General features: G+C 39.1%; 22 protein-coding genes, 1 riboswitch and 1 other annotated feature (1 of these 24 only partly in view). Of the genes, 11 read left to right on the forward strand and 11 right to left on the reverse strand.

From position 1 onward, the window contains the following. Positions 1-125: a binding site (T-box leader), on the reverse strand (it extends 105 nt beyond the left edge of the window). 203 nt (positions 126-328) lie between these two features. After that, complete coding sequence (locus tag ACNJYY_RS16185; protein WP_416729296.1) at positions 329-898, forward strand: biotin transporter BioY; 570 nt, start codon at positions 329-331, stop codon at positions 896-898. Between the two features lie 68 nt (positions 899-966). Here ACNJYY_RS16185 and ACNJYY_RS16190 read toward each other — a convergent pair whose 3' ends face one another. Next, a complete protein-coding gene (locus ACNJYY_RS16190; RefSeq protein WP_416729297.1) occupies positions 967-2163 on the reverse strand; it encodes an MDR family MFS transporter in 1197 nt (398 codons plus the stop codon). 165 nt (positions 2164-2328) lie between these two features. On the opposite strand from ACNJYY_RS16190, the gene ACNJYY_RS16195 reads away from it, so the two are divergent. Together ACNJYY_RS16195 and ACNJYY_RS16200 are read left to right on the forward strand one after the other, a co-directional pair. Beyond that, the gene (locus ACNJYY_RS16195; protein ID WP_416729298.1) at positions 2329-3294 is read left to right on the forward strand and encodes a TIGR01212 family radical SAM protein; all 966 of its coding nucleotides are present in this window, start codon (positions 2329-2331) and stop codon (positions 3292-3294) included. Then, positions 3291-3866: a class I SAM-dependent methyltransferase gene (locus ACNJYY_RS16200; protein ID WP_416729299.1), complete on the forward strand. Its 576-nt coding sequence runs from the start codon at positions 3291-3293 to the stop codon at positions 3864-3866. The genes ACNJYY_RS16195 and ACNJYY_RS16200 overlap by 4 nt, the downstream gene beginning before the upstream one ends. 264 nt (positions 3867-4130) lie before the next feature. On the opposite strand, the gene ACNJYY_RS16205 is transcribed toward ACNJYY_RS16200, so the two are convergent. Beyond that, positions 4131-5201, reverse strand: a complete 1071-nt coding sequence (locus ACNJYY_RS16205; protein WP_416729300.1) for a tetraprenyl-beta-curcumene synthase family protein — start codon at positions 5199-5201, stop codon at positions 4131-4133. A 41-nt stretch (positions 5202-5242) separates the two neighbouring features. Continuing rightward, positions 5243-6031 carry a lysophospholipase gene (locus ACNJYY_RS16210; RefSeq protein WP_416729301.1) on the reverse strand — a complete coding sequence of 263 codons (789 nt, stop codon included), beginning with the start codon at positions 6029-6031 and terminating at the stop codon, positions 5243-5245. An 81-nt stretch (positions 6032-6112) separates the two neighbouring features. On the opposite strand from ACNJYY_RS16210, the gene ACNJYY_RS16215 reads away from it, so the two are divergent. Then, on the forward strand, positions 6113-6631 hold the full coding sequence (locus ACNJYY_RS16215; RefSeq protein ID WP_416729302.1) for a gamma carbonic anhydrase family protein: 519 nt from the start codon (positions 6113-6115) through the stop codon (positions 6629-6631). Here the strand turns inward: ACNJYY_RS16215 and ACNJYY_RS16220 are convergent. Both ACNJYY_RS16220 and ACNJYY_RS16225 read right to left on the reverse strand, forming a co-directional pair. Beyond that, the gene (locus ACNJYY_RS16220) at positions 6621-6863 is read right to left on the reverse strand and encodes a VOC family protein (protein WP_416729303.1); all 243 of its coding nucleotides are present in this window, start codon (positions 6861-6863) and stop codon (positions 6621-6623) included. The genes ACNJYY_RS16215 and ACNJYY_RS16220 overlap by 11 nt on opposite strands. After that, complete coding sequence (locus ACNJYY_RS16225) at positions 6820-6993, reverse strand: VOC family protein (RefSeq protein ID WP_416729304.1); 174 nt, start codon at positions 6991-6993, stop codon at positions 6820-6822. The genes ACNJYY_RS16220 and ACNJYY_RS16225 overlap by 44 nt, the downstream gene beginning before the upstream one ends. Positions 6994-7253: 260 nt before the next feature. Here ACNJYY_RS16225 and ACNJYY_RS16230 point away from each other — a divergent pair, with 260 nt between their 5' ends. After that, complete coding sequence (locus ACNJYY_RS16230) at positions 7254-7805, forward strand: phosphatase PAP2 family protein (protein WP_416729305.1); 552 nt, start codon at positions 7254-7256, stop codon at positions 7803-7805. A gap of 15 nt (positions 7806-7820) precedes the next feature. Beyond that, the gene (locus ACNJYY_RS16235; RefSeq protein ID WP_416729306.1) at positions 7821-8978 is read left to right on the forward strand and encodes a glycosyltransferase family 4 protein; all 1158 of its coding nucleotides are present in this window, start codon (positions 7821-7823) and stop codon (positions 8976-8978) included. Positions 8979-9247: 269 nt separating this feature from the next. On the opposite strand, the gene metK is transcribed toward ACNJYY_RS16235, so the two are convergent. Then, positions 9248-10453 (reverse strand): methionine adenosyltransferase, encoded by a 1206-nt coding sequence (metK, locus tag ACNJYY_RS16240; protein ID WP_144698476.1) that lies wholly within the window; start codon positions 10451-10453, stop codon positions 9248-9250. A 163-nt stretch (positions 10454-10616) separates the two neighbouring features. Next, a riboswitch (SAM riboswitch) is annotated at positions 10617-10747 on the reverse strand. 261 nt (positions 10748-11008) lie between these two features. Between metK and pckA the strand changes: the two genes are divergently transcribed. Continuing rightward, positions 11009-12592, forward strand: coding sequence for a phosphoenolpyruvate carboxykinase (ATP) (pckA, locus tag ACNJYY_RS16245; protein ID WP_416729307.1), 1584 nt, complete (start codon positions 11009-11011; stop codon positions 12590-12592). Between the two features lie 88 nt (positions 12593-12680). Here pckA and ACNJYY_RS16250 read toward each other — a convergent pair whose 3' ends face one another. Next, positions 12681-13478, reverse strand: coding sequence for an alpha/beta hydrolase family protein (locus tag ACNJYY_RS16250; protein ID WP_416729308.1), 798 nt, complete (start codon positions 13476-13478; stop codon positions 12681-12683). 160 nt (positions 13479-13638) lie between these two features. On the opposite strand from ACNJYY_RS16250, the gene ACNJYY_RS16255 reads away from it, so the two are divergent. The 3 genes from ACNJYY_RS16255 (at position 13639) to ACNJYY_RS16265 (ending at position 16270) form a co-directional block, all read left to right on the forward strand. Further along, the gene (locus ACNJYY_RS16255) at positions 13639-14586 is read left to right on the forward strand and encodes an ABC transporter substrate-binding protein (protein ID WP_416731897.1); all 948 of its coding nucleotides are present in this window, start codon (positions 13639-13641) and stop codon (positions 14584-14586) included. Between the two features lie 120 nt (positions 14587-14706). After that, positions 14707-15486: an ABC transporter ATP-binding protein gene (locus ACNJYY_RS16260; protein WP_416729309.1), complete on the forward strand. Its 780-nt coding sequence runs from the start codon at positions 14707-14709 to the stop codon at positions 15484-15486. Next, positions 15464-16270 carry an ABC transporter permease gene (locus ACNJYY_RS16265; RefSeq protein ID WP_416729310.1) on the forward strand — a complete coding sequence of 269 codons (807 nt, stop codon included), beginning with the start codon at positions 15464-15466 and terminating at the stop codon, positions 16268-16270. The genes ACNJYY_RS16260 and ACNJYY_RS16265 overlap by 23 nt, the downstream gene beginning before the upstream one ends. 10 nt (positions 16271-16280) lie before the next feature. On the opposite strand, the gene ytkD is transcribed toward ACNJYY_RS16265, so the two are convergent. From ytkD to ACNJYY_RS16280, 3 genes are all read right to left on the reverse strand, one after another. Next, complete coding sequence (gene ytkD / locus ACNJYY_RS16270; RefSeq protein ID WP_225218671.1) at positions 16281-16760, reverse strand: RNA deprotection pyrophosphohydrolase; 480 nt, start codon at positions 16758-16760, stop codon at positions 16281-16283. 183 nt (positions 16761-16943) lie between these two features. Then, positions 16944-17483 carry a hypothetical protein gene (locus ACNJYY_RS16275; RefSeq protein ID WP_416729311.1) on the reverse strand — a complete coding sequence of 180 codons (540 nt, stop codon included), beginning with the start codon at positions 17481-17483 and terminating at the stop codon, positions 16944-16946. 116 nt (positions 17484-17599) lie between these two features. After that, positions 17600-17863 carry a holin gene (locus tag ACNJYY_RS16280; protein WP_144698462.1) on the reverse strand — a complete coding sequence of 88 codons (264 nt, stop codon included), beginning with the start codon at positions 17861-17863 and terminating at the stop codon, positions 17600-17602. Positions 17864-18077: 214 nt separating this feature from the next. Between ACNJYY_RS16280 and ACNJYY_RS16285 the strand changes: the two genes are divergently transcribed. Beyond that, positions 18078-18290, forward strand: a complete 213-nt coding sequence (locus ACNJYY_RS16285; protein WP_137788569.1) for a hypothetical protein — start codon at positions 18078-18080, stop codon at positions 18288-18290. 51 nt (positions 18291-18341) lie between these two features. Here ACNJYY_RS16285 and abbA read toward each other — a convergent pair whose 3' ends face one another. Further along, entirely contained in the window at positions 18342-18530 is a 189-nt protein-coding gene (gene abbA, locus ACNJYY_RS16290) for an antirepressor AbbA (protein WP_416729312.1), read from the reverse strand. Positions 18531-18616: the final 86 nt, after the last annotated feature.

Genomic DNA, 18616 nt, shown 5'->3' on the forward strand with positions numbered 1-18616 from the left:
AAGCATTACTTCATTCACACTTGCAACTAAAGGGTGAGTTCAAAAAAGTCCGGGTTGACTTGCACCAGCCGTCAACTCTCTATCATTTCCATTCTTTTTTTACTATTCCCTATCATCGTTATTAAAAAATTTAGATGCTAATTTGTATTTTATGAATAACTCCCTAAATTGTCAAGGTTGTTTAGAAGTATAATAACCTATTTTTACCACTTTTAAACAAGTGCTATATCGCTGTAAGCCGTATCTTGACAAACATTAAGGAGCTGTTTAATGTAATGTTAACTGTTATTATTTTTACGTTAACATTAAAAAAAGGGGTGCAACAGACATGCATGAAAGTAATCAAAAACTGAAGATGTCACTATACGCCGCACTGATGGCAGGAATTACAGCGATGCTCGCTCAGCTGACCATTCCACTTCCACTAGTTCCGATTACGGGACAGACTTTAGCGATTGGGCTTTGCGCAACCATTTTAGGTCGTAAGTACGGCACGTTAGCAGTAATGATCTACGTCGCTATGGGAGCGATCGGTCTCCCTGTTTTCTCTGAGGCTAAAGGTGGTTTTATGGTCCTGATTGGTCCAACAGGAGGTTACATCGTTGGATTCATAATCGCTGCTTATATTACTGGACTCATCTTAGAAAAAACAAGTTTTACTCTTCTTCCTGCTGTTGTTGCAAACATTGTGGGTATGGTGATCACACTTGTGTTCGGTGCTGTTCAATTAAAATTCATCGCGAGTCTAAGCTGGGAACAAGCGATGAGTGGTGGTGTTATTCCTTTTCTCCTTGTAGGTGTAATCAAAGCCATTTTAGCAGCTGTTCTTGGCGTGACGATCAGAAGAAGGTTGATGTCTGCGAAACTGCTTCCAAAAGAAGAAACAAGAGCTGCTTAATTCAATAAAAAACGAAGAGACCGTGATCATCACATCACGGTCTCTTCAATATTCGTTAACTATATCCCTCAAGAAGCTTGTTGAGAGGCATCAGTCTGCTGTATCGCATGTCGATTCTTGCTGTATATAATCGTTAAAATAAAGGCAAGCACCATTAAGGCGATAATCGTTTGGAACAACACGGATATGTTGAATAGATCTGCAATCATTCCTCCAAACAAAGGACCGAGCATCCTTCCGCCTGTCGCAGTAGAATTTACGATTCCTTGATAGAATCCGGCTCTGCCTTCAGGAGCTAGTTCTGCTGCGATGGATGGAACACCTGGCCATACGAGCATTTCGCCGATAGTAAGAACGATCATGGCCATCATAAACCCACTAAAGTCTTTTGCATTCCCCACCATCACGAAAGAAATAACAAATATACAATAACCGACCAAAATTTGCGAAGTTGTGGAGTGAAGCCATCTTTTCAGAAAAAGATTGACTAGTGGCTGACCAAGAACGATAAACACACCATTTACAGTCCAAAGCAAACTGTACATCTTTAGGGTTACCCCTAGTGATTGCGTATAAGCAGCGATCGTAGACTGCCATTGAACATAACCAATCCAAGCTAACAGATATCCTCCGCATAAAACCAATAGTGCCATAAACGCTTCTTTGTTATGAATTCTTTTTCGTTGAGAAAAAACGGTTTGCACAGATGCTTCCTCTGTTTCATCAATGTCTTTAAAGCCGAACAGCACTATAATAAAAAATACAAAAGATAGAGCTGAACAACTGATGAAAGATAGTGTAAAAGAATATGAAGCTGCAAAACCACCAAGAGCAGCCCCGAGCGCTACCCCTACGTTCTGTGCAATATAGATTCGGTTAAATGCTTTCCTTCCACCCTCTTTCCACATCGTACCTGCTAATGCATACATAGATGGAAAGACAATTCCCATTCCAAATCCCATAAAAACAAGAAGGATACTGTACATCCAGAAATCATGAAACCAAATTAGTAAGAAGGAAGTTGTAAATGAAATGGAGACTCCGAGCATAATCGTCTTGTAGCCTCCTAATTTATCAAACAGCAATCCTCCCGTTAAGTTGCCGATGATTCCGGCACCTGAGTTAAGTAATAGAACAATTCCTGCTACGGTAAGTGACTTACCGAGGTGTTCATGTATAAATATCGTATTGATCGGCCACAAGAAACTTGAGCCCGTCACATTAAGTGCCATTCCAATAATGAGCAGCCATACTTTCGCTGGCATAAATATCCCCCGCTTGCTACCTAAGATGTCATAAACCACTCTGTATTTTATTCCTTTTTCCTGCACTTTACAATTTGAAAGTACTGACAACTCACTTTGCCGCTCACAGGGCGAACATGCTACAATGTCATATGGTGCTCATCACCGTATAAAGGAGTGAGAAAGATGACACACCTTATGGAAAAACCAGATTATTTTGGAGAAAAAAGATATTACACATGGAATCAGCATTTAAAGTCTCATTTCGGAGATAAAATTATTAAAGTACCACTTGATGGCGGATTCGATTGTCCGAATCGTGATGGCAATGCAGCATTTGGAGGGTGTACCTTTTGCTCTCAAAGCGGTTCAGGAGATTTTGCTGGGAACCGCCGTGATGATATCATCACACAGTTTCACACCGTTAAAGAACGAATGCATTCGAAATGGAAAAAAGGTAAATATATAGGCTATTTCCAAGCTTTTACGAACACTTACGCTCCTGTTGAGCAACTTAAAGAACTATATGAAACGGTACTGGAACAAGAAGGCGTTGTTGGACTTTCGATTGCTACGAGACCTGATTGTTTACCGGATGATGTGATCGAATATCTTGCTGACTTAAATAAAAGAACGTATCTTTGGATCGAGTTAGGACTTCAGACTGTACATGAACGAACAGCTCTGCTCATAAACAGAGCTCATGACTACGCAACATATGTAGAAGGCGTTAAAAAACTTCGAAAACATAACATTAGAGTATGTTCACACATCATTAACGGATTGCCATTAGAAACTCCAGAGATGATGATGGAAACTGCAAGAGAGGTTGCGAAACTTGATGTTCAAGGGATTAAGATCCATTTACTCCACCTTCTAAAAAAGACACCTATGGTCAAGCAATACGAACTAGGCATGTTAGAGTTTCTTGATTTTGACACGTATGTAAAACTTGTTTGTGACCAACTAGAGATTCTTCCTCCACAAATGATGATTCACCGACTAACTGGAGACGGGCCCTCTGACTTATTAGTCGGACCAATGTGGAGTTTGAATAAATGGAAAGTATTAAATGCGATCGAAAGTGAGCTTAAAAATAGAAATAGCTTTCAAGGGAAATTTTACAATACGTCTGAGGTGAACACACCATGAAATTAGAAGGAGTATTGCCGTTTGCGAGAACGCTTCTTCGGTCATTCTGTAAGTCAGGGGACTTGGTCATAGATGCAACTTGCGGAAACGGAAACGATACTTTGTTTTTATCAAAACTTGTTGGCGAGAGCGGCCATGTGTATGCTTTTGATATTCAAGAGCAGGCGATCGAGAACTCAAAACAACGGCTTGTTGATCATCATGCAGATCATAACGTTACCTTTTATCATGCCTCGCATAACGATTTAACAACTCAGTTACCTAGTGATCTTCATACAAAAGTAACTGCGGCTATTTTTAACCTCGGCTATTTGCCTGGAAGCGACAAATCGATTACAACAACAGGATCATCTACAATCGGTGCTATCGAACAACTCCTGCAACTGTTAAAACCTGAAGGCATAATTATACTCGTGATCTACCATGGACATGAAGAAGGAAAAAGAGAAAAAGAACTAGTCATGAATTATGTAAAACAGCTGAATCAAAAACAGGCTCATGTTTTACAGTACGAATTTATTAATCAAAAGAACGACCCGCCATTTGTAGTCGCAATCGAAAAAAGAGGCTGAGTTCAACTAATCAAAGTTGATTCAGCCTTTTTTTATGATTCAGAAACTGGTCGTTTCATATACACGCCGGGGTATAATGCATCATCAATCCAGAAATTTGAGCACACAATCCAGAAGTTTCGGCTGTTTATCCACGAGATTTGCTTCTCAATCCAAAAGTTTTTGTCTTTTATCCACGAGTTTACATTCCTCGACAAATTACGCAATGGTTATTATCCTCACATACCCAGCTAAATGCGAAGTACATGGAGCTCGACATTCCTTTTATGAGAGAGAAGGTTTTAACCTTTGATACAATTTTCGATTTACATAAAAGAAGTAACTTGTTGCCCCTCCCACTTTAACGAGCTTTGACGCCATCTTTTTAATCCCAGGACTTTCAGATACCTTTTTATCTGCAAGGTAGATTCCTAATAGCCCCCTTTGGATCAAGCGATGAAACCTCGAATTAGGAAGATCAGCACAGCTTTTCTCTGCCTTTTCCGCAAAATAAACCATCCGTTCAAGCATGTGCTGATCATTCTTATAATATGTACAAAAATTCAGATCGCCTTCCAACTTGTCCTCATTTTGATCAATAAAATAATCTAAAAGAATATGAAGACCTTGCAGCCATGGAAAGTATCCTTTCTTTATTGTTGCTGCAGATTCTTTTGTGAAGTTTCCTTGAAATGCATAGCTGACTAAACAGAAGATACCCAGCGTTGAACCTGCACAAGCTGAAAATTCATACCATGTAATATCCGGCAGAACAGATTGATACTCTCCAAACCAACTGATTAGCCGTGGCTCTCGCTCTTGAACGATCACATGTTTATGAACTTGCAAATCACAATAGATAGAGGCTAGTCCAATCAGTTCACTAGCGATATTTGGATAAGCTTTCATCTCTGACAGAACGTTTTGGCACGTATAAACCAGTTCATTTAAATAACCGCCGTCGTCCTGTTCTTCACGGTAACGATAATAATTTGATGGAACTGCACCAGGAGATAACGCATGAAACATGCTCTCATGAAGAGCACGGAAATCCTTTTCATTCAGTGAAGTGCTCCTGTCACAAAGATTATCTAAATAGTCGCTGATCGTTTGGTACGCCACCACAAACTCGATGGCTTTTTTGCGATGATTCCCTGCTAGCAGTGTGAGGATAGCTCCCCCTTCACAATGAAACATCTTATCCGAAATGCTGCTGACTGCCTGTCTTCTTAATTCAGGGTTCGGAATCTTCTCAGCTCTCTCGTGCCACGACTTAAGCAGATGGCTGACAGCCGGAAAGATATGCGTATAAACGGAATACATCAATCCCCAAGGGTGAACCGGAACTTTGTTCATAAGATGGCTCCTTTTGTTTATTTCTTTCCTTACCTTTATCTTTAATCGACGTCGCTATGCAGAAATAGAAATTTTTTCACATAATTAAACACATGATCTCTTTCAGGCTCGTTTAATACTTCATGATAAAGTGATGGAAATTCTTTATACCATTTTTCTTCGAGTTGTACTGCGTTAAACCATTGTTTCACTTTCATTTTATCCACGATTCGATCATCCCCCGCTTGTAAAAGCATTAACGGTACATTTGGGAAATCTTTATAATGATCGAAAACATGTTTTATCGAACCAATCAACTCTCTATACCACCTGACAGAAACTTTCTTAACGATCAGCTTATCCTCTTTATCACGTATACGTATTTCTTCATTCCTGGTAGCACTGCCTTCAGGTAAATTGGTCGCTAACCTTACACTCGGAGCGAGTTTGTTCAATAGAACGGAAACGGCTTCTTTTCCTTTTGATGGGTAATGAACCAATCCTAAACAAGGAGAGGATAAGATAACCGCTTGAACATTAAGCCTTTTTTCCATCAAGGTTCTGATTACGGCTAATCCACCCATGCTATGCCCTAAGATATATACGGGAAGGCCAAATTTCTCGGCTTCAAGAAACCATTTTTCTATTGTTTGAATATAATCGTCGAATGCATCAATATGCCCTCTTCTTCTCGTTGTCGTACCTTGACCCGGAAGATCGCCTGAAACACAATGCAAGCCCGCCTCGTTCAATTGTTTGATAACCCAATCATACCTGCCGTGATGTTCGTTTGCTCCATGAACGACTACGATCGTTCCGATTGCATTTCTTTTTGTTTTCCATGTCCACATTTCTCCACCTTCTCTATTCATAAGACTTGGTGATTTGCTAAACTGTAGTTAGATAAATAATGATAATAGGAGTGTGTAACCATGATCTATCCATTTGGAGATAAACAACCTAAGATTTCAGAAACTGCCTTTATTGCAGACTATGTTACCATTACGGGTGATGTTCAGATCGGCGAATATTCTTCTATCTGGTTTAATACATCCATACGAGGAGACGTTTCCCCGACTATTATCGGAGACTATGTAAATGTTCAAGATAATTCTGTTCTTCATCAAAGTCCGAACCGTCCCCTTCATTTAAAAGACGGCGTTACTGTTGGTCACAGTGTAATCTTACATAGTTGTATCATTGAAGAGAACGCATTGATCGGCATGGGTTCACTCATATTAGATGGAGCTCACATTGGAGAAGGAGCTTTTATAGGTGCAGGAAGTCTTGTTCCTCCTGGAAAAAAGATACCGCCAAACACCTTAGCTTTCGGCCGACCAGCTAAGGTGATCAGAGAGCTAACAGAAGAAGATATCACGGACATGAATAGAATTCGTCGTGAATATTACGAGAAAGGACAGTATTATAAATCATTACAACCTAAACGTTAAACTCGATTAAGTTACCATCAGGGTCACTCACAAATACTTGGTGCCACTCTGTTTTATTTGTTGGTTTGTTAACATATGAAACGTTATGAGCATCTAATGTTTTCAATAGCTTGTCCATATCCGTAACCCTTACAGCAAAATGGCCATCTCTGCTATCAATCTCTGTCGTATTTCTTCTAGCTTTACCCTCAGGATGGACGATTAAATGAAGCTGTGTTGTCTCCGATATCATACCAAACGCCTGGAAAATCAAATTGCGGGCGTTTTTTATTTTGCTTGAATTCGAGAATTTCCTCATAAAAATACAATGATTCTTTTAGATTGGTTACAAGTAAGGATACATGATGTATACCTGCATACATGTATAGCCACCTCATCTCTCTTTATGTTTTGCCCATAATTTTAACATAGAAACAAATAATTGGAGATGAAATCGTTTTGAAGCTGCTCTCAACGATTCCGTGATGCACTTAAAAAGTTAAAAGAAGTATATCTTTTTAACCATCCTGCTCTTAGAGGATGGTTTTTTTTATAATAATTTCATACTGTCTTCATGTTCCCCTTACAATTGTATTTTATTATTATAGTATCGAACAAAATATGAATGGTAAGGGGGATATTCATGGTAAAAGTAATCGATTGGCTTTATGAAAAAGAGTGTACATTCTTCCGGCTGATTAATGGAAGAATGCACAGGAATTCAATGGACCATTTCTTTCACCTGTGGACGCATCTTGGTGGTGCAACAGCCACCATCTCAACAAGTATTCTGCTTCTGTTATTCCTCCCTATGCATTTAAAGTCTTGGGGAATTGTATGTATGCTGTCTTTATTGATCAGCCACATTCCTGTTGCGATCTCTAAGAAGATGTACCCGAGAAAGAGACCGTATTTAAGTCTTCCAGATACAAATATCGGCGATAATCCACTAAAAGATCATTCATTCCCATCGGGTCATACAACAGCCATATTTTCAATTGTTACGCCTTTGATACTATTGAATCCTTTTATCGGTATATTTTTATTGGTCGCTGCCCTTTTAGTAGCTATTTCCCGTATGTATCTAGGTCTTCACTATCCTTCTGATGTACTTGCAGGAATGATTCTAGGCATCAGTTCCAGCTTCTTTTCTTTGTTCTTAGTTAATAGCTTTGTCTTGCCTTATTTCTTATAAAAAGGAGATGAAGAAATGAAGCTTGCTCTTTTTTCTGATACGTTCCATCCACAAATTAATGGAGTTGCTCGTACGTTAAAAAGATTTACGAGTTACCTAGAAACCAATGGAGTTGAATATAAAGTTATCATGCCTTCATTTGAAGAGGTTCAAGAAACAGAAGGCAGACAATATTATGCAATGAAAAGCCTGCCACTCTTTCTATATCCGGAGTGCAGGCTTGCTATACCGCAGTTTAAATCCTTGAACGATGAACTGAATAAATTTAAACCTGATCTCCTTCATATTGCTACCCCTTTCAATATTGGCCTAATCGGAATGAGATACGGTAAAAAAGAAAACATACCCATGGTCGGCTCCTATCATACACATTTTGACCGCTACCTTGCTTACTACCATCTAGATTTCTTATCCCCCTTGCTCTGGCGTTATCTGCAATGGTTTCATAAACCTTTTGAAAAGATTTTTGTTCCAAGTGAAGAAACACGGAAGATTTTGTCCACAAAAAACTTTAATAATATTGAAATATGGTCCAGAGGAGTTGACTGTATGATGTTTACACCTCAAAAGCATGATTACTATGTCCGTGAAAAATATAAAATTACACAGAAGTATATCTTCTTATTCGTGGGAAGATTAGCACCTGAAAAGGACCTAAACATCCTTAAAGAAGTGATTGAACAACTGCCACTCTCTATCAGCGAGAACGTACATTGGCTTATTGTAGGTGATGGACCAAGTCGATGTGATGTGGAACAGTGGGAATCAGAGTATAGCAATGTCACCTGTGCAGGTTATCTTTCTGGAGAGGAACTAGCGCAAGTTTATGCTTCAACCGATCTATTCGTCTTCCCCTCTTCTACAGAGACGTTCGGCAATGTTGTTCTAGAGGCAGCTGCATCTGGGTTACCTGCTATCGTTTCTGATTCTGGCGGAGTAGCTGAAATTGTTCAAGACGGTGTAACGGGTAGAATCTGTAAAGCTAGAGAAGCTGATTCATTCATACAAAATATCGTTTCTATTATGGAAGATCCTAATCTTTTAAGTTCTATGAAAATAAAAGCAAGAAATTATGCGATGACTCAATCTTGGTCATCTATCTTTGGGAATCTTTTGATGCAGTATGAAGAAGTTATTTATATGAAAAGTAAAAATAAAACGATCATTGCCTAATAGGCGCAGGATAATATGGTATAAAAATATAAGCATACCTTAAACGTATCTTCCAAAAGAACATTAGCGATTCAGATGTTCTTTTGGAAGATACATAAGAATTTTAAACGAGGTAATCACAATTTTATCCGCAGAAAATGTACATTTATCCGTAAAACTAACGATTAATTCCGTACATAACATTTTTTATCCGATTTTCTACAAATCCTTCTAAACTAACCACTACAAAAAAACCAGACTCCCAAAAGGAAGTCTGGTTTAACATGTCATTAAATATTTGCTTGTTTCTTAAGCTCTGCAGCTTTATCTGTGTTCTCCCAAGGAAGGTTGATGTCAGTACGTCCAAAGTGGCCGTATGCAGCAGTTTGCTTGTAGATCGGACGGCGAAGATCAAGCATCTTGATGATTCCAGCCGGACGAAGATCGAAGTTGTTGCGAACTAACTCAACAAGTACTTCTTCAGAAACTTTACCTGTTTCAAACGTGTTTACAGCGATTGATACGGGTTGAGCAACACCGATCGCATAAGCAAGCTGTACTTCAACTTTATCAGCAAGACCAGATGCTACGATGTTTTTCGCAACATAACGAGCAGCATATGCAGCAGAACGGTCAACTTTAGTTGCGTCCTTACCTGAGAATGCACCGCCACCATGACGAGCATATCCACCGTAAGTATCTACGATGATTTTACGTCCAGTAAGACCTGCATCACCTTGAGGTCCGCCGATTACGAAACGGCCCGTTGGGTTGATGAAGTATTTTGTGTTCTCGTCGATCAGTTCAGCAGGAACAACCGGCGTGATCACTTTTTCTTTGATGTCTTTTTGAATTTCTTCAAGTGTGTTCTCTGGGTGGTGCTGAGTAGAGATTACGATTGTATCGATGCGAACAGGCTTATCGTTTTCATCATATTCAACCGTTACTTGAGTTTTTCCATCTGGACGCAAGTAAGGAATCTCTTCAGTCTTACGAACCTCAGTAAGACGGCGAGATAATTTATGAGCTAGTGAGATTGGAAGAGGCATAAGCTCTTCAGTTTCGTTACAAGCAAATCCGAACATCAGACCTTGGTCACCTGCACCGATTGCTTCGATCTCAGCATCTGTCATGGATCCTTCTCTTGCTTCAAGAGCTTGGTCAACACCCATCGCGATGTCAGCAGATTGCTCATCGATGGATGTTAATACTGCACATGTTTCAGAATCGAAACCATATTTTGCACGGTCATAACCGATTTCTTTAATTGTTTCACGAACTACTTTTGGGATATCTACATAAGTAGAAGTTGTGATCTCACCTGCAACAAGTACAAGACCTGTAGTTACAGAAGTTTCACATGCTACACGAGCATTTGCATCATTAGCTAAAATTTCATCTAGAATCGCATCTGAGATTTGGTCACAGATTTTATCTGGATGGCCTTCTGTAACGGATTCTGATGTAAATAAACGACGACTAACTTTTTTGGACAAGTTAATATCCTCCCTTTAACTGCTTTCAGTATGATACGGTACTTTATTCTTATCTATTTTACACAGTCTATGTTCTTAACCTGAAAAAGGCATAAAAAAAGCCCTTCCCTGTTTCACATACATTCACGAGGGAAAAGGTTTCTAAAACCATAATGCCTTCAACCTCTTATTGTCCAAGGTTATTTTCACCTTGCAGGTTAGCACCTTTTCATTTCGAGTGGCGTTTTATTTACCACTTTCATGTCGGTTGCTGGGTTTCATAGGGCCTGTCCCTCCACCTACTCAGAATAAGAGTAGCCGTTCTCGAAATATGATAGCGTAATGCTCACTCTCTGTCAATAGAAAACCCTAGGAATAGCAATAAGTTTGGAGTATTATATTCTATAGAATGAAAGCGTTTTAAATAAGATGGCTATTTTACATAATTTTGTTCTTTTTCTAGGAAGTAAGAACTTTTTTGATGCACTTTCATAAAATAGTATACATTATTTAATTCAATGTGTTATACTAATTTTCGAATATATCACTCTAGGATAAAGGATGGTACTGTCTCATATGAATACTTTGGAATTTACGACAACCTTAAACGATCTTGTGACCCGTGAAACAACTCACCAGAACTTACCTGTTCCGGTTTTAGTAGAAAAATCTCTTCAGCGCAACGAGGGCATCCTTACATCCACAGGAGCACTTCAAGCTACAACGGGGAAATATACAGGCCGTTCCCCTGAGGATAAATTTATCGTTGAAGATGCTTCCATTAAAGATTCAATTGATTGGGGAAAGGTTAATAAACCATTTTCACCAGAAAACTTTGATAAATTATACAAAAAAGTTCTCCAATACTTAGGGAATAAAGAAGAACTATTCGTTTTTAAAGGGTTTGCTGGTGCAGACCGCGAGTATCGCCTTCCTATCCAAGTCATTAATGAGTATGCATGGCATAATCTTTTTGCTCATCAAATGTTTGTACGCCCGAACCACGATGAGCTAGGCTCTCATGAATCTCAATTCACAGTGATTTCAGCACCAGGGTTCCAAGCTAACCCGGCTGAAGATGGAACAAATTCGGAGACGTTTATTATCGTTTCTTTCGAGAAGAAAATTGTTCTGATCGGCGGAACTGAATATGCAGGTGAAATCAAAAAATCTGTATTTTCTGTTATGAACTACATCCTTCCTGAAAAAGGCATCCTATCTATGCACTGTTCAGCAAACGTCGGGAATGAAGGAGATGTAGCTTTATTCTTTGGACTATCTGGAACTGGAAAAACTACTTTATCAGCAGATCCGAATCGTCGCTTGATCGGGGATGATGAGCATGGCTGGGCTAACACTGGAGTCTTTAACATCGAAGGTGGATGTTATGCAAAAACAATCGATCTATCGAAAGAAAAAGAACCACAAATCTGGAACGCGATTCGTTTTGGAAGCGTTCTAGAGAATGTAATGATCGACCCTGTAACGAGAGAAGCTGACTATAAAGATTCTTCATTAACTGAAAACACACGTGCAGCTTATCCTGTTGATGCTATTCCAAATATTATTCAACCAAGTGTTGCAGGACACCCGAACACAATCATCTTTTTAACAGCTGATGCATTCGGTGTATTGCCTCCAATCAGCAAACTTACTAAAGAACAAGCGATGTATCATTTCTTATCAGGATACACGAGCAAACTCGCAGGAACAGAAAGAGGCGTAACATCACCACAAGCTACGTTCTCAACATGCTTTGGCGCTCCATTCCTGCCACTACCTGCTACTGTTTACGCTGAGATGCTCGGCAAGAAAATCGATCAGCACAACGTTCAGGTTTATCTTGTTAACACTGGCTGGTCTGGTGGAGAGTACGGAATCGGAAGCCGTATGAATCTAGGCCACACACGTTCAATGGTGCAAGCAGCATTAGAAGGAGAACTTGCATCGGTTGAAACAGTGGTAGATCCTATTTTTGGGCTTCATATCCCAACACATTGCCCTGGTGTTCCAGATCAAGTTCTTCAACCGAAGAAAACGTGGAGTGATCAAGACGCTTATGACGTTAAGGCGAAAGAGCTTGCTGGCCAATTTAATGCGAACTTTGAAAAATTCAAATCTGTTTCAGCTGAAATTTCTCAAGCTGGACCGCTCGTTTAATACAATGAATAAAGACCTTCCATTCTAGCAATGGAAGGTCTTTTAATATTTAATACATATGTTTAGATTAGTAAAGGAGCTGAAAATCTTATTCAGCTCCTTTTCCATGTCCTTTCATCCATTCACACAAAGCATATGTAATCTTTCGGTTCTCTTTTGGCGGAAAATAATGTGTGTATTTCGGATAGATCCATGTTTCGCATGGTTTTCCGAGCTCCTTTAGTCTTGCTTCAATCTTAAGGGTATGTTCTACACTCACATTTTCATCCTTCATGCCATGGATGCAAAGTAATGGTGTGTCTAATTTCTCACAATAGTTTAGCGGAGATCTCCATTCAAATTCTTCTGGGTATTTCTCTGGGGTCCCTCCGATAACTCTCTTCATCATCCGCCGCAGATCTTCTCTCTCGTCATAAGTGATCGCCATGTCAGTCACTCCACCCCAGGTTACGACAGAACGAATTTCAGGAAATTTTATAGCTGTAAATAAGGCCATAGGACCGCCTCTTGAAAAGCCAAACACATGAATGTCCTCTGGATCTACTTTAGGAAACTGCTTTAATACCTCATAAGCGGCAAAAGCATCAGTTCGATCTTCTCCTGCAAAATCTTCGTTGCCTTCTCCCCCTTGATTTCCTCGATAATAAGGAGCCATCACAACAAAACCTTGTGAAGCAAACTGGATGATCCTAGCAATTCTGACCATTCCAACGGACTTGATTCCGCCTCTAAGATAAAGAAAGCCTGGAAAAGGTCCTTTTCCTTCTGGTAAAGCGGCTAGTCCTTTTATTTTCAATCCATCATTTAAATACGTGACTACATACAAGCGAATGGTAGGATGTGGTGAAGGAAATCGCTGCCACTCTATCATTTTTGCTTTTTTCATCCCTACACTCCTTTATTTTTGTGGGCAAACACACATTTGCACCAATCACATACATTATTACATAAAAGTCATGACTTCATCCCTATGTGCAGGAGGATCCAATATGAAATATTTCAAAAGAAAACTAACGATACTTTTCACTTGTTTACTAGCTTTCTCCATGCTGTTGACAGGCTGCAATACCTCTAGTCCTAAAAAAGAAAAAATTAGAATCGCTGAAGTAACACGATCTATTTTTTATGCTCCACAATATGTTGCCATTGAAAAAGGCTTTTTTAAAGAAGAAGGTTTAGATGTGGAGCTGACTACGACATGGGGCGGCGATAAAACGATGACAGCTTTGTTGTCTGATGGCGCAGACGTAGCACTCGTTGGTTCTGAAACAACGATCTATGTCCATGCACAAGAATCGACTGACCCTGTTATTAACTTTGCTCAGCTCACACAGACAGATGGTACTTTCTTAGTGGCAAGAAAGAAACCTGAATTCTTTTCATGGGATCAGCTTAAAGGCAGTACTTTCTTGGGCCAGCGTAAAGGCGGCATGCCACAGATGGCAGGTGAGTTTGGTATAAAAAAACACGGGATCGATCCTAAGAACGATCTAACGATGATTCAAAACATTGATTTCGCTAACATCGCGAATGCGTTTGCTTCTGGAACAGGAGATTATGTTCAATTATTCGAACCACAAGCAAGTTTATTTGAACAAGAAGGAATCGGACACATTGTTGCTTCGTTCGGCGCTGAGTCTGGGAAGATTCCGTATACAACCTTTATGGCGAAACAAAGCTATATAAAAGAAAATAAAGAAACATTAGAGAAATTTACAAAAGGCTTATACAAAGCGCAGTTATGGGTAGAGAACCACTCTGCAAAAGAGATCGCAAAAGTTATCGCGCCTTATTTTGAAGATACCCCTGTTGAACTTATTGAAACCGTTGTGGATCGATATAAAAGTCAGCACAGTTTCGCTCTAAATCCAATATTAGATGAAGAAGAGTGGAACAACTTACAGACAATTATGGATGAAGCGGGCGAACTTCCTAAAAAAGTGGATTATAACATTCTTGTGGATACTTCAATAGCAAAGAAAGCCACCAAGTAAAGGAACAGACGGCTCTGCATACAATAAGGCTGCCATAGTGAGCTTCTTGCCGAACATATACACGAGAAGCTTCACAGGTGGTTGTTTGAAATGCAAATACAAAATCAGGAGGGGATCGTCGTGGCTTTATTACAACTAAAATCTGTCGGGCAAACATACTTTTCAAAAACGTCTGCCACAACGGCCTTAGAAGATATTTCGTTTTCTGTACAAGAAGGCGAATTTATATCCTTACTAGGACCGAGCGGGTGCGGTAAGTCCACACTTTTATCAATGATCGCAGGTCTACTCACTCCAACGGTCGGCACGGTAACGGTAAATAACCAACTGGTTACATCTCCGCATCCAAAAATCGGTTACATGCTTCAGCAAGATTATTTGTTTCCATGGAAAACGATTCAAGATAACATATCGCTTGGTTTGAAACTGAGGAACCAACATTCATTGGAAAACGTTCAAGCAGCAGTGAAACTTCTCAAAGAGATCGGATTAGATCACACATTAACCAAATACCCTTCAGAGCTTTCTGGAGGAATGAGACAGAGAGTGGCACTCGTTCGAACACTCGCCACACAGCCCAAGATCCTTTTACTCGATGAACCTTTCTCAGCACTCGATTACCAAACGAAGTTAAAGCTTGAAGATCTCGTATCCTCAACTCTAAAAGAACATGGAAAAACAGCTATCTTAGTTACACATGATATCGGTGAGGCTATCGCGATGAGTGATACCGTTATCTTGTTATCAACTAATCCTGGACGTATTTTCAGGACATTTAAGATGCCTGAAACATTAAAGACTCTTCCTCCCTTTGAAGCTCGTCAGCATCCTGATTTTTCTGCAACCTTTCAGCAAATATGGGAGGAGTTGGAGCACATTGAACAAAACGATAAAGAGTAAGATACACCAAGAGTATCTAGAATCGATAAAAAAAGAAAATCGGAATATACGCCTTGTTCAGCTTTTTATTTTTATCAGTTTTTTCTTGTTATGGGAAATTTCATCTCTACGAGGCTGGATCAATCCATTACTATTTAGTTCACCAACGAAAATAGGATCTCTGTTTATTGAAAAGATTGGTGATGGTTCACTTTATATCCACGTTATTTTTACTCTAGGTGAGACTGTACTCGGATTCATATTAGGTACGCTGTTAGGGACTTTACTTGCCGCTCTTCTGTGGTGGTCACCATTTCTATCTAAAGTTCTAGATCCATATCTAGTTGTCTTAAACGCCATGCCGAAAGTGGCGTTAGGACCTATATTGATCGTTGCGATTGGGCCGAATTTTGGTTCGATCATTGCTATGGGGATCTTAATCTCGATCATCATTACGACCCTCGTCGTATACACAGCGTTTCAAAATGTGGATGCCAACTATATTAAAGTGGTCCGATCTTTTGGAGGAAATAAAAAACAGTGCTTTAAGGAGGTTATCCTTCCAGCCTGTTTTCCGAATATCATATCTTCTTTAAAAGTAAATGTAGGGTTGTCATGGGTTGGTGTCATCGTAGGCGAGTTTCTCGTTTCAAAACAAGGCTTAGGGTACATGATCATCTACGGATTCCAAGTCTTTAACTTCACACTCGTACTGATGAGCCTTTTGATCATTGCTGTAATGGCTACCGTAATGTATCAAGGAGTCGAATGGCTTGAACGGAAACTTATTAAGCATCGTTTATAATCTTTTATTTTTAGGCCAGGGAATGCAGAAGAGCGTACTTCATACTCTCTTTTAGCACCTGGTCTTTCATCATAAAGCTGAACGACTTATCCGTGGAAACATCTTCTGGCAACTCACTCATTAATACAGGTCCATTCGTTTCAAAATAACGATGCTTTAAAAGAATCTTGTCCACAGTGGCTACATAAATATTCTTAATGATCTTTCCGCCTTTTCCATCAACAAAGTACTGACCAATGTACTTAAGATCTGATACTCTTCCACCCGTCTCTTCAAAAACTTCCCGAACGGCTGCTTCATCCGCTGTTTCTCCAGGTTCTACTTTTCCACCAGGGAACTCAATTCCACGTCTCGGATGCTCAGTCAGCAACCATTGATCTTTAAATTTACACAAACACCACACGTGTTTTGGCGTATCCGAAAAGGGGTGGTCTGAAAACGACAATTGTACAGTGTTGTTATAAAAATCTTTAAACGTAATTATATCCATCACACTACTCCATCTCGACTGTTTCCTTTATTGTAAAGTTCACAACATTTAAAGTCCATTTGTTTTAACTGCAACTCACTAAACGTACGCTCTCTTAGAGCTACAACTTCCTCTTCCTATTATGTAACAATCCTAGTTTATTCAATCTAATCGTAAAAAAACATGGGTGGTAAAACCCATGTTTTAATCTACTGATGCAAATGTAATAATCCATTTTCCGTTGAGGTACTCATAACCTAAAGTAATTTCATATGAGCCATATAGATCAGACTCATTTTTTTGATGAACTCTATATGAATGATCTGAAAGCTGTTTGATCATTACAGGTTCACTTTCTTCTAGCCATGGTGGAAGTTCAGTAGGAATGATGTATAGCGAACTTTCTCGTTCCTCAAATAGACCATCCGTATAATATGCAGCTAGATCTTTAGACACAAAATTCGTTAAATATGTCATATATTCTTCTTTATTAGAATAATTTAAAACCCTATAGTTTTCATCCGTTTCTTGCTTTAGTGCTTCGATAAAGAGATTCGCCTGTTTCTTCGCGATATCCTCCGTAAATACAGGGACAGCTTGTTTTTCTTTCGTTTCTTCAGCCGTTACTGGCTGAGTAATAATCGTATCCGAAGTACCGGACTTCTCTTGAACGTTTTCAGGAATGTTAGGGACAATGATGAATGATAGCATAACAGCCAAACATAGTGCTAGAAAAGCTTTCATGACATTTCACCGCCTGACATTGTTTTCTTACTATAATCTATTCACTGATTTCAAAATTCTAAACCCTTTTTAAGTAATCATTGAAAATGGTTTCATTAATGATCAGACCAAACTCACTAACTTGCTTTTTTGTATTTTCTACTTTTCTTGCCGATCTCATACAATCCAGTTGCGGCTAACCCCGCTATTCCACCAGACCATAATCTGAGTTGAACATTCATCTCTGTAACGGGAGCAGCTAACAATCCGATGATCAATCCTACAAAAAAACTAATAATGGGTATATATTTTTTCGGAATCGGGAAAGTACGTTTTAAGAGCTCCATCATTGCTGTCACCAAAGGAGCTAATAGTGTTGAAAACATGAGTACTTGCTCCAACAGGACCACCCCCCATTTCATAAGCACAACCTTCCTTTAGTAACTTAAAGATTCAAGCTTCATAACTTATTTCCTGCCAAAATAAAAAATTACTTTTTGTCCTAAGCGTTATATAACAGTTTGCATAAAATAAAGTGCCATGATTTTTTTTCGGTTATTTTATTGAAATGAGTCAATACTATTGGTAATGAAAGGCAAGACAGGAGTGAGTTTTATGGTAAAAGGCGACGATCTTTTTTTAATACGCTTAGAAGCAAACGAAATTTCATGGTGGGAGTATGCAAGAAATGTCTCACCTGTTTCCAGACCAAAGCAATATCTAACGTATTGGTCATTCTTAAAAAATAGAGGCAAGTTACCTAGAAGGTTAGTAAAAGAAGCGGAATGGCGTATGGAAGCTAGAAGAAAAGGCTTACTCGATACATGATACTTATCGAAAAGAAGCAAAAGACTCTAAGAGAGCCTTTTGCTTTATTTTTTAATTATGTAATTTTTTTAAAAGTTCGTTCAATCTTCTAACTTTTGATTCATAACCTGGCTTAAGCTCATATTCTAAATCTTTCAGCTCAGAATCAACCACTTCATAAGCATACCCTTGACTCAACAATGCTTCAATTAACAATTCTTTCTCTTCATCTGTAAATTTATCTTTCACATTCGTAGACAATTGTTAATCCCCCTCTCGTGTATGCATCCATTATAACGCGGGGTTTCAGTGTTTATCCTTACTAAAAATTTGGAAATTTTCAAATT

Origin of the sequence: Fictibacillus tiangongensis (assembly GCF_048083785.1) — a bacterium.
Classification (GTDB): Bacteria; Bacillota; Bacilli; order Bacillales; family Fictibacillaceae; genus Fictibacillus.

What these genes read in the sequence shown, in the direction of transcription:
- ACNJYY_RS16185 (WP_416729296.1), top strand. Translation starts at nt 329, where the DNA reads ATGCATGAAAGTAATCAAAAACTGAAGATGTCACTATACGCCGCACTG.
- ACNJYY_RS16250 (WP_416729308.1), bottom strand. Translation starts at nt 13,478, where the DNA reads ATGAAAAAAGCAAAAATGATAGAGTGGCAGCGATTTCCTTCACCACAT.
- ytkD (WP_225218671.1), bottom strand. Translation starts at nt 16,760, where the DNA reads ATGGATATAATTACGTTTAAAGATTTTTATAACAACACTGTACAATTG.
- ACNJYY_RS16205 (WP_416729300.1), bottom strand. Translation starts at nt 5,201, where the DNA reads ATGAACAAAGTTCCGGTTCACCCTTGGGGATTGATGTATTCCGTTTAT.
- ACNJYY_RS16225 (WP_416729304.1), bottom strand. Translation starts at nt 6,993, where the DNA reads ATGTATGCAGGTATACATCATGTATCCTTACTTGTAACCAATCTAAAA.
- ACNJYY_RS16200 (WP_416729299.1), top strand. Translation starts at nt 3,291, where the DNA reads ATGAAATTAGAAGGAGTATTGCCGTTTGCGAGAACGCTTCTTCGGTCA.
- ACNJYY_RS16230 (WP_416729305.1), top strand. Translation starts at nt 7,254, where the DNA reads ATGGTAAAAGTAATCGATTGGCTTTATGAAAAAGAGTGTACATTCTTC.
- ACNJYY_RS16255 (WP_416731897.1), top strand. Translation starts at nt 13,639, where the DNA reads ATGCTGTTGACAGGCTGCAATACCTCTAGTCCTAAAAAAGAAAAAATT.
- pckA (WP_416729307.1), top strand. Translation starts at nt 11,009, where the DNA reads ATGAATACTTTGGAATTTACGACAACCTTAAACGATCTTGTGACCCGT.
- ACNJYY_RS16285 (WP_137788569.1), top strand. Translation starts at nt 18,078, where the DNA reads ATGGTAAAAGGCGACGATCTTTTTTTAATACGCTTAGAAGCAAACGAA.
- ACNJYY_RS16215 (WP_416729302.1), top strand. Translation starts at nt 6,113, where the DNA reads ATGATCTATCCATTTGGAGATAAACAACCTAAGATTTCAGAAACTGCC.
- ACNJYY_RS16210 (WP_416729301.1), bottom strand. Translation starts at nt 6,031, where the DNA reads ATGTGGACATGGAAAACAAAAAGAAATGCAATCGGAACGATCGTAGTC.
- ACNJYY_RS16220 (WP_416729303.1), bottom strand. Translation starts at nt 6,863, where the DNA reads ATGATATCGGAGACAACACAGCTTCATTTAATCGTCCATCCTGAGGGT.
- ACNJYY_RS16275 (WP_416729311.1), bottom strand. Translation starts at nt 17,483, where the DNA reads ATGAAAGCTTTTCTAGCACTATGTTTGGCTGTTATGCTATCATTCATC.
- ACNJYY_RS16195 (WP_416729298.1), top strand. Translation starts at nt 2,329, where the DNA reads ATGACACACCTTATGGAAAAACCAGATTATTTTGGAGAAAAAAGATAT.
- ACNJYY_RS16235 (WP_416729306.1), top strand. Translation starts at nt 7,821, where the DNA reads ATGAAGCTTGCTCTTTTTTCTGATACGTTCCATCCACAAATTAATGGA.
- ACNJYY_RS16190 (WP_416729297.1), bottom strand. Translation starts at nt 2,163, where the DNA reads ATGCCAGCGAAAGTATGGCTGCTCATTATTGGAATGGCACTTAATGTG.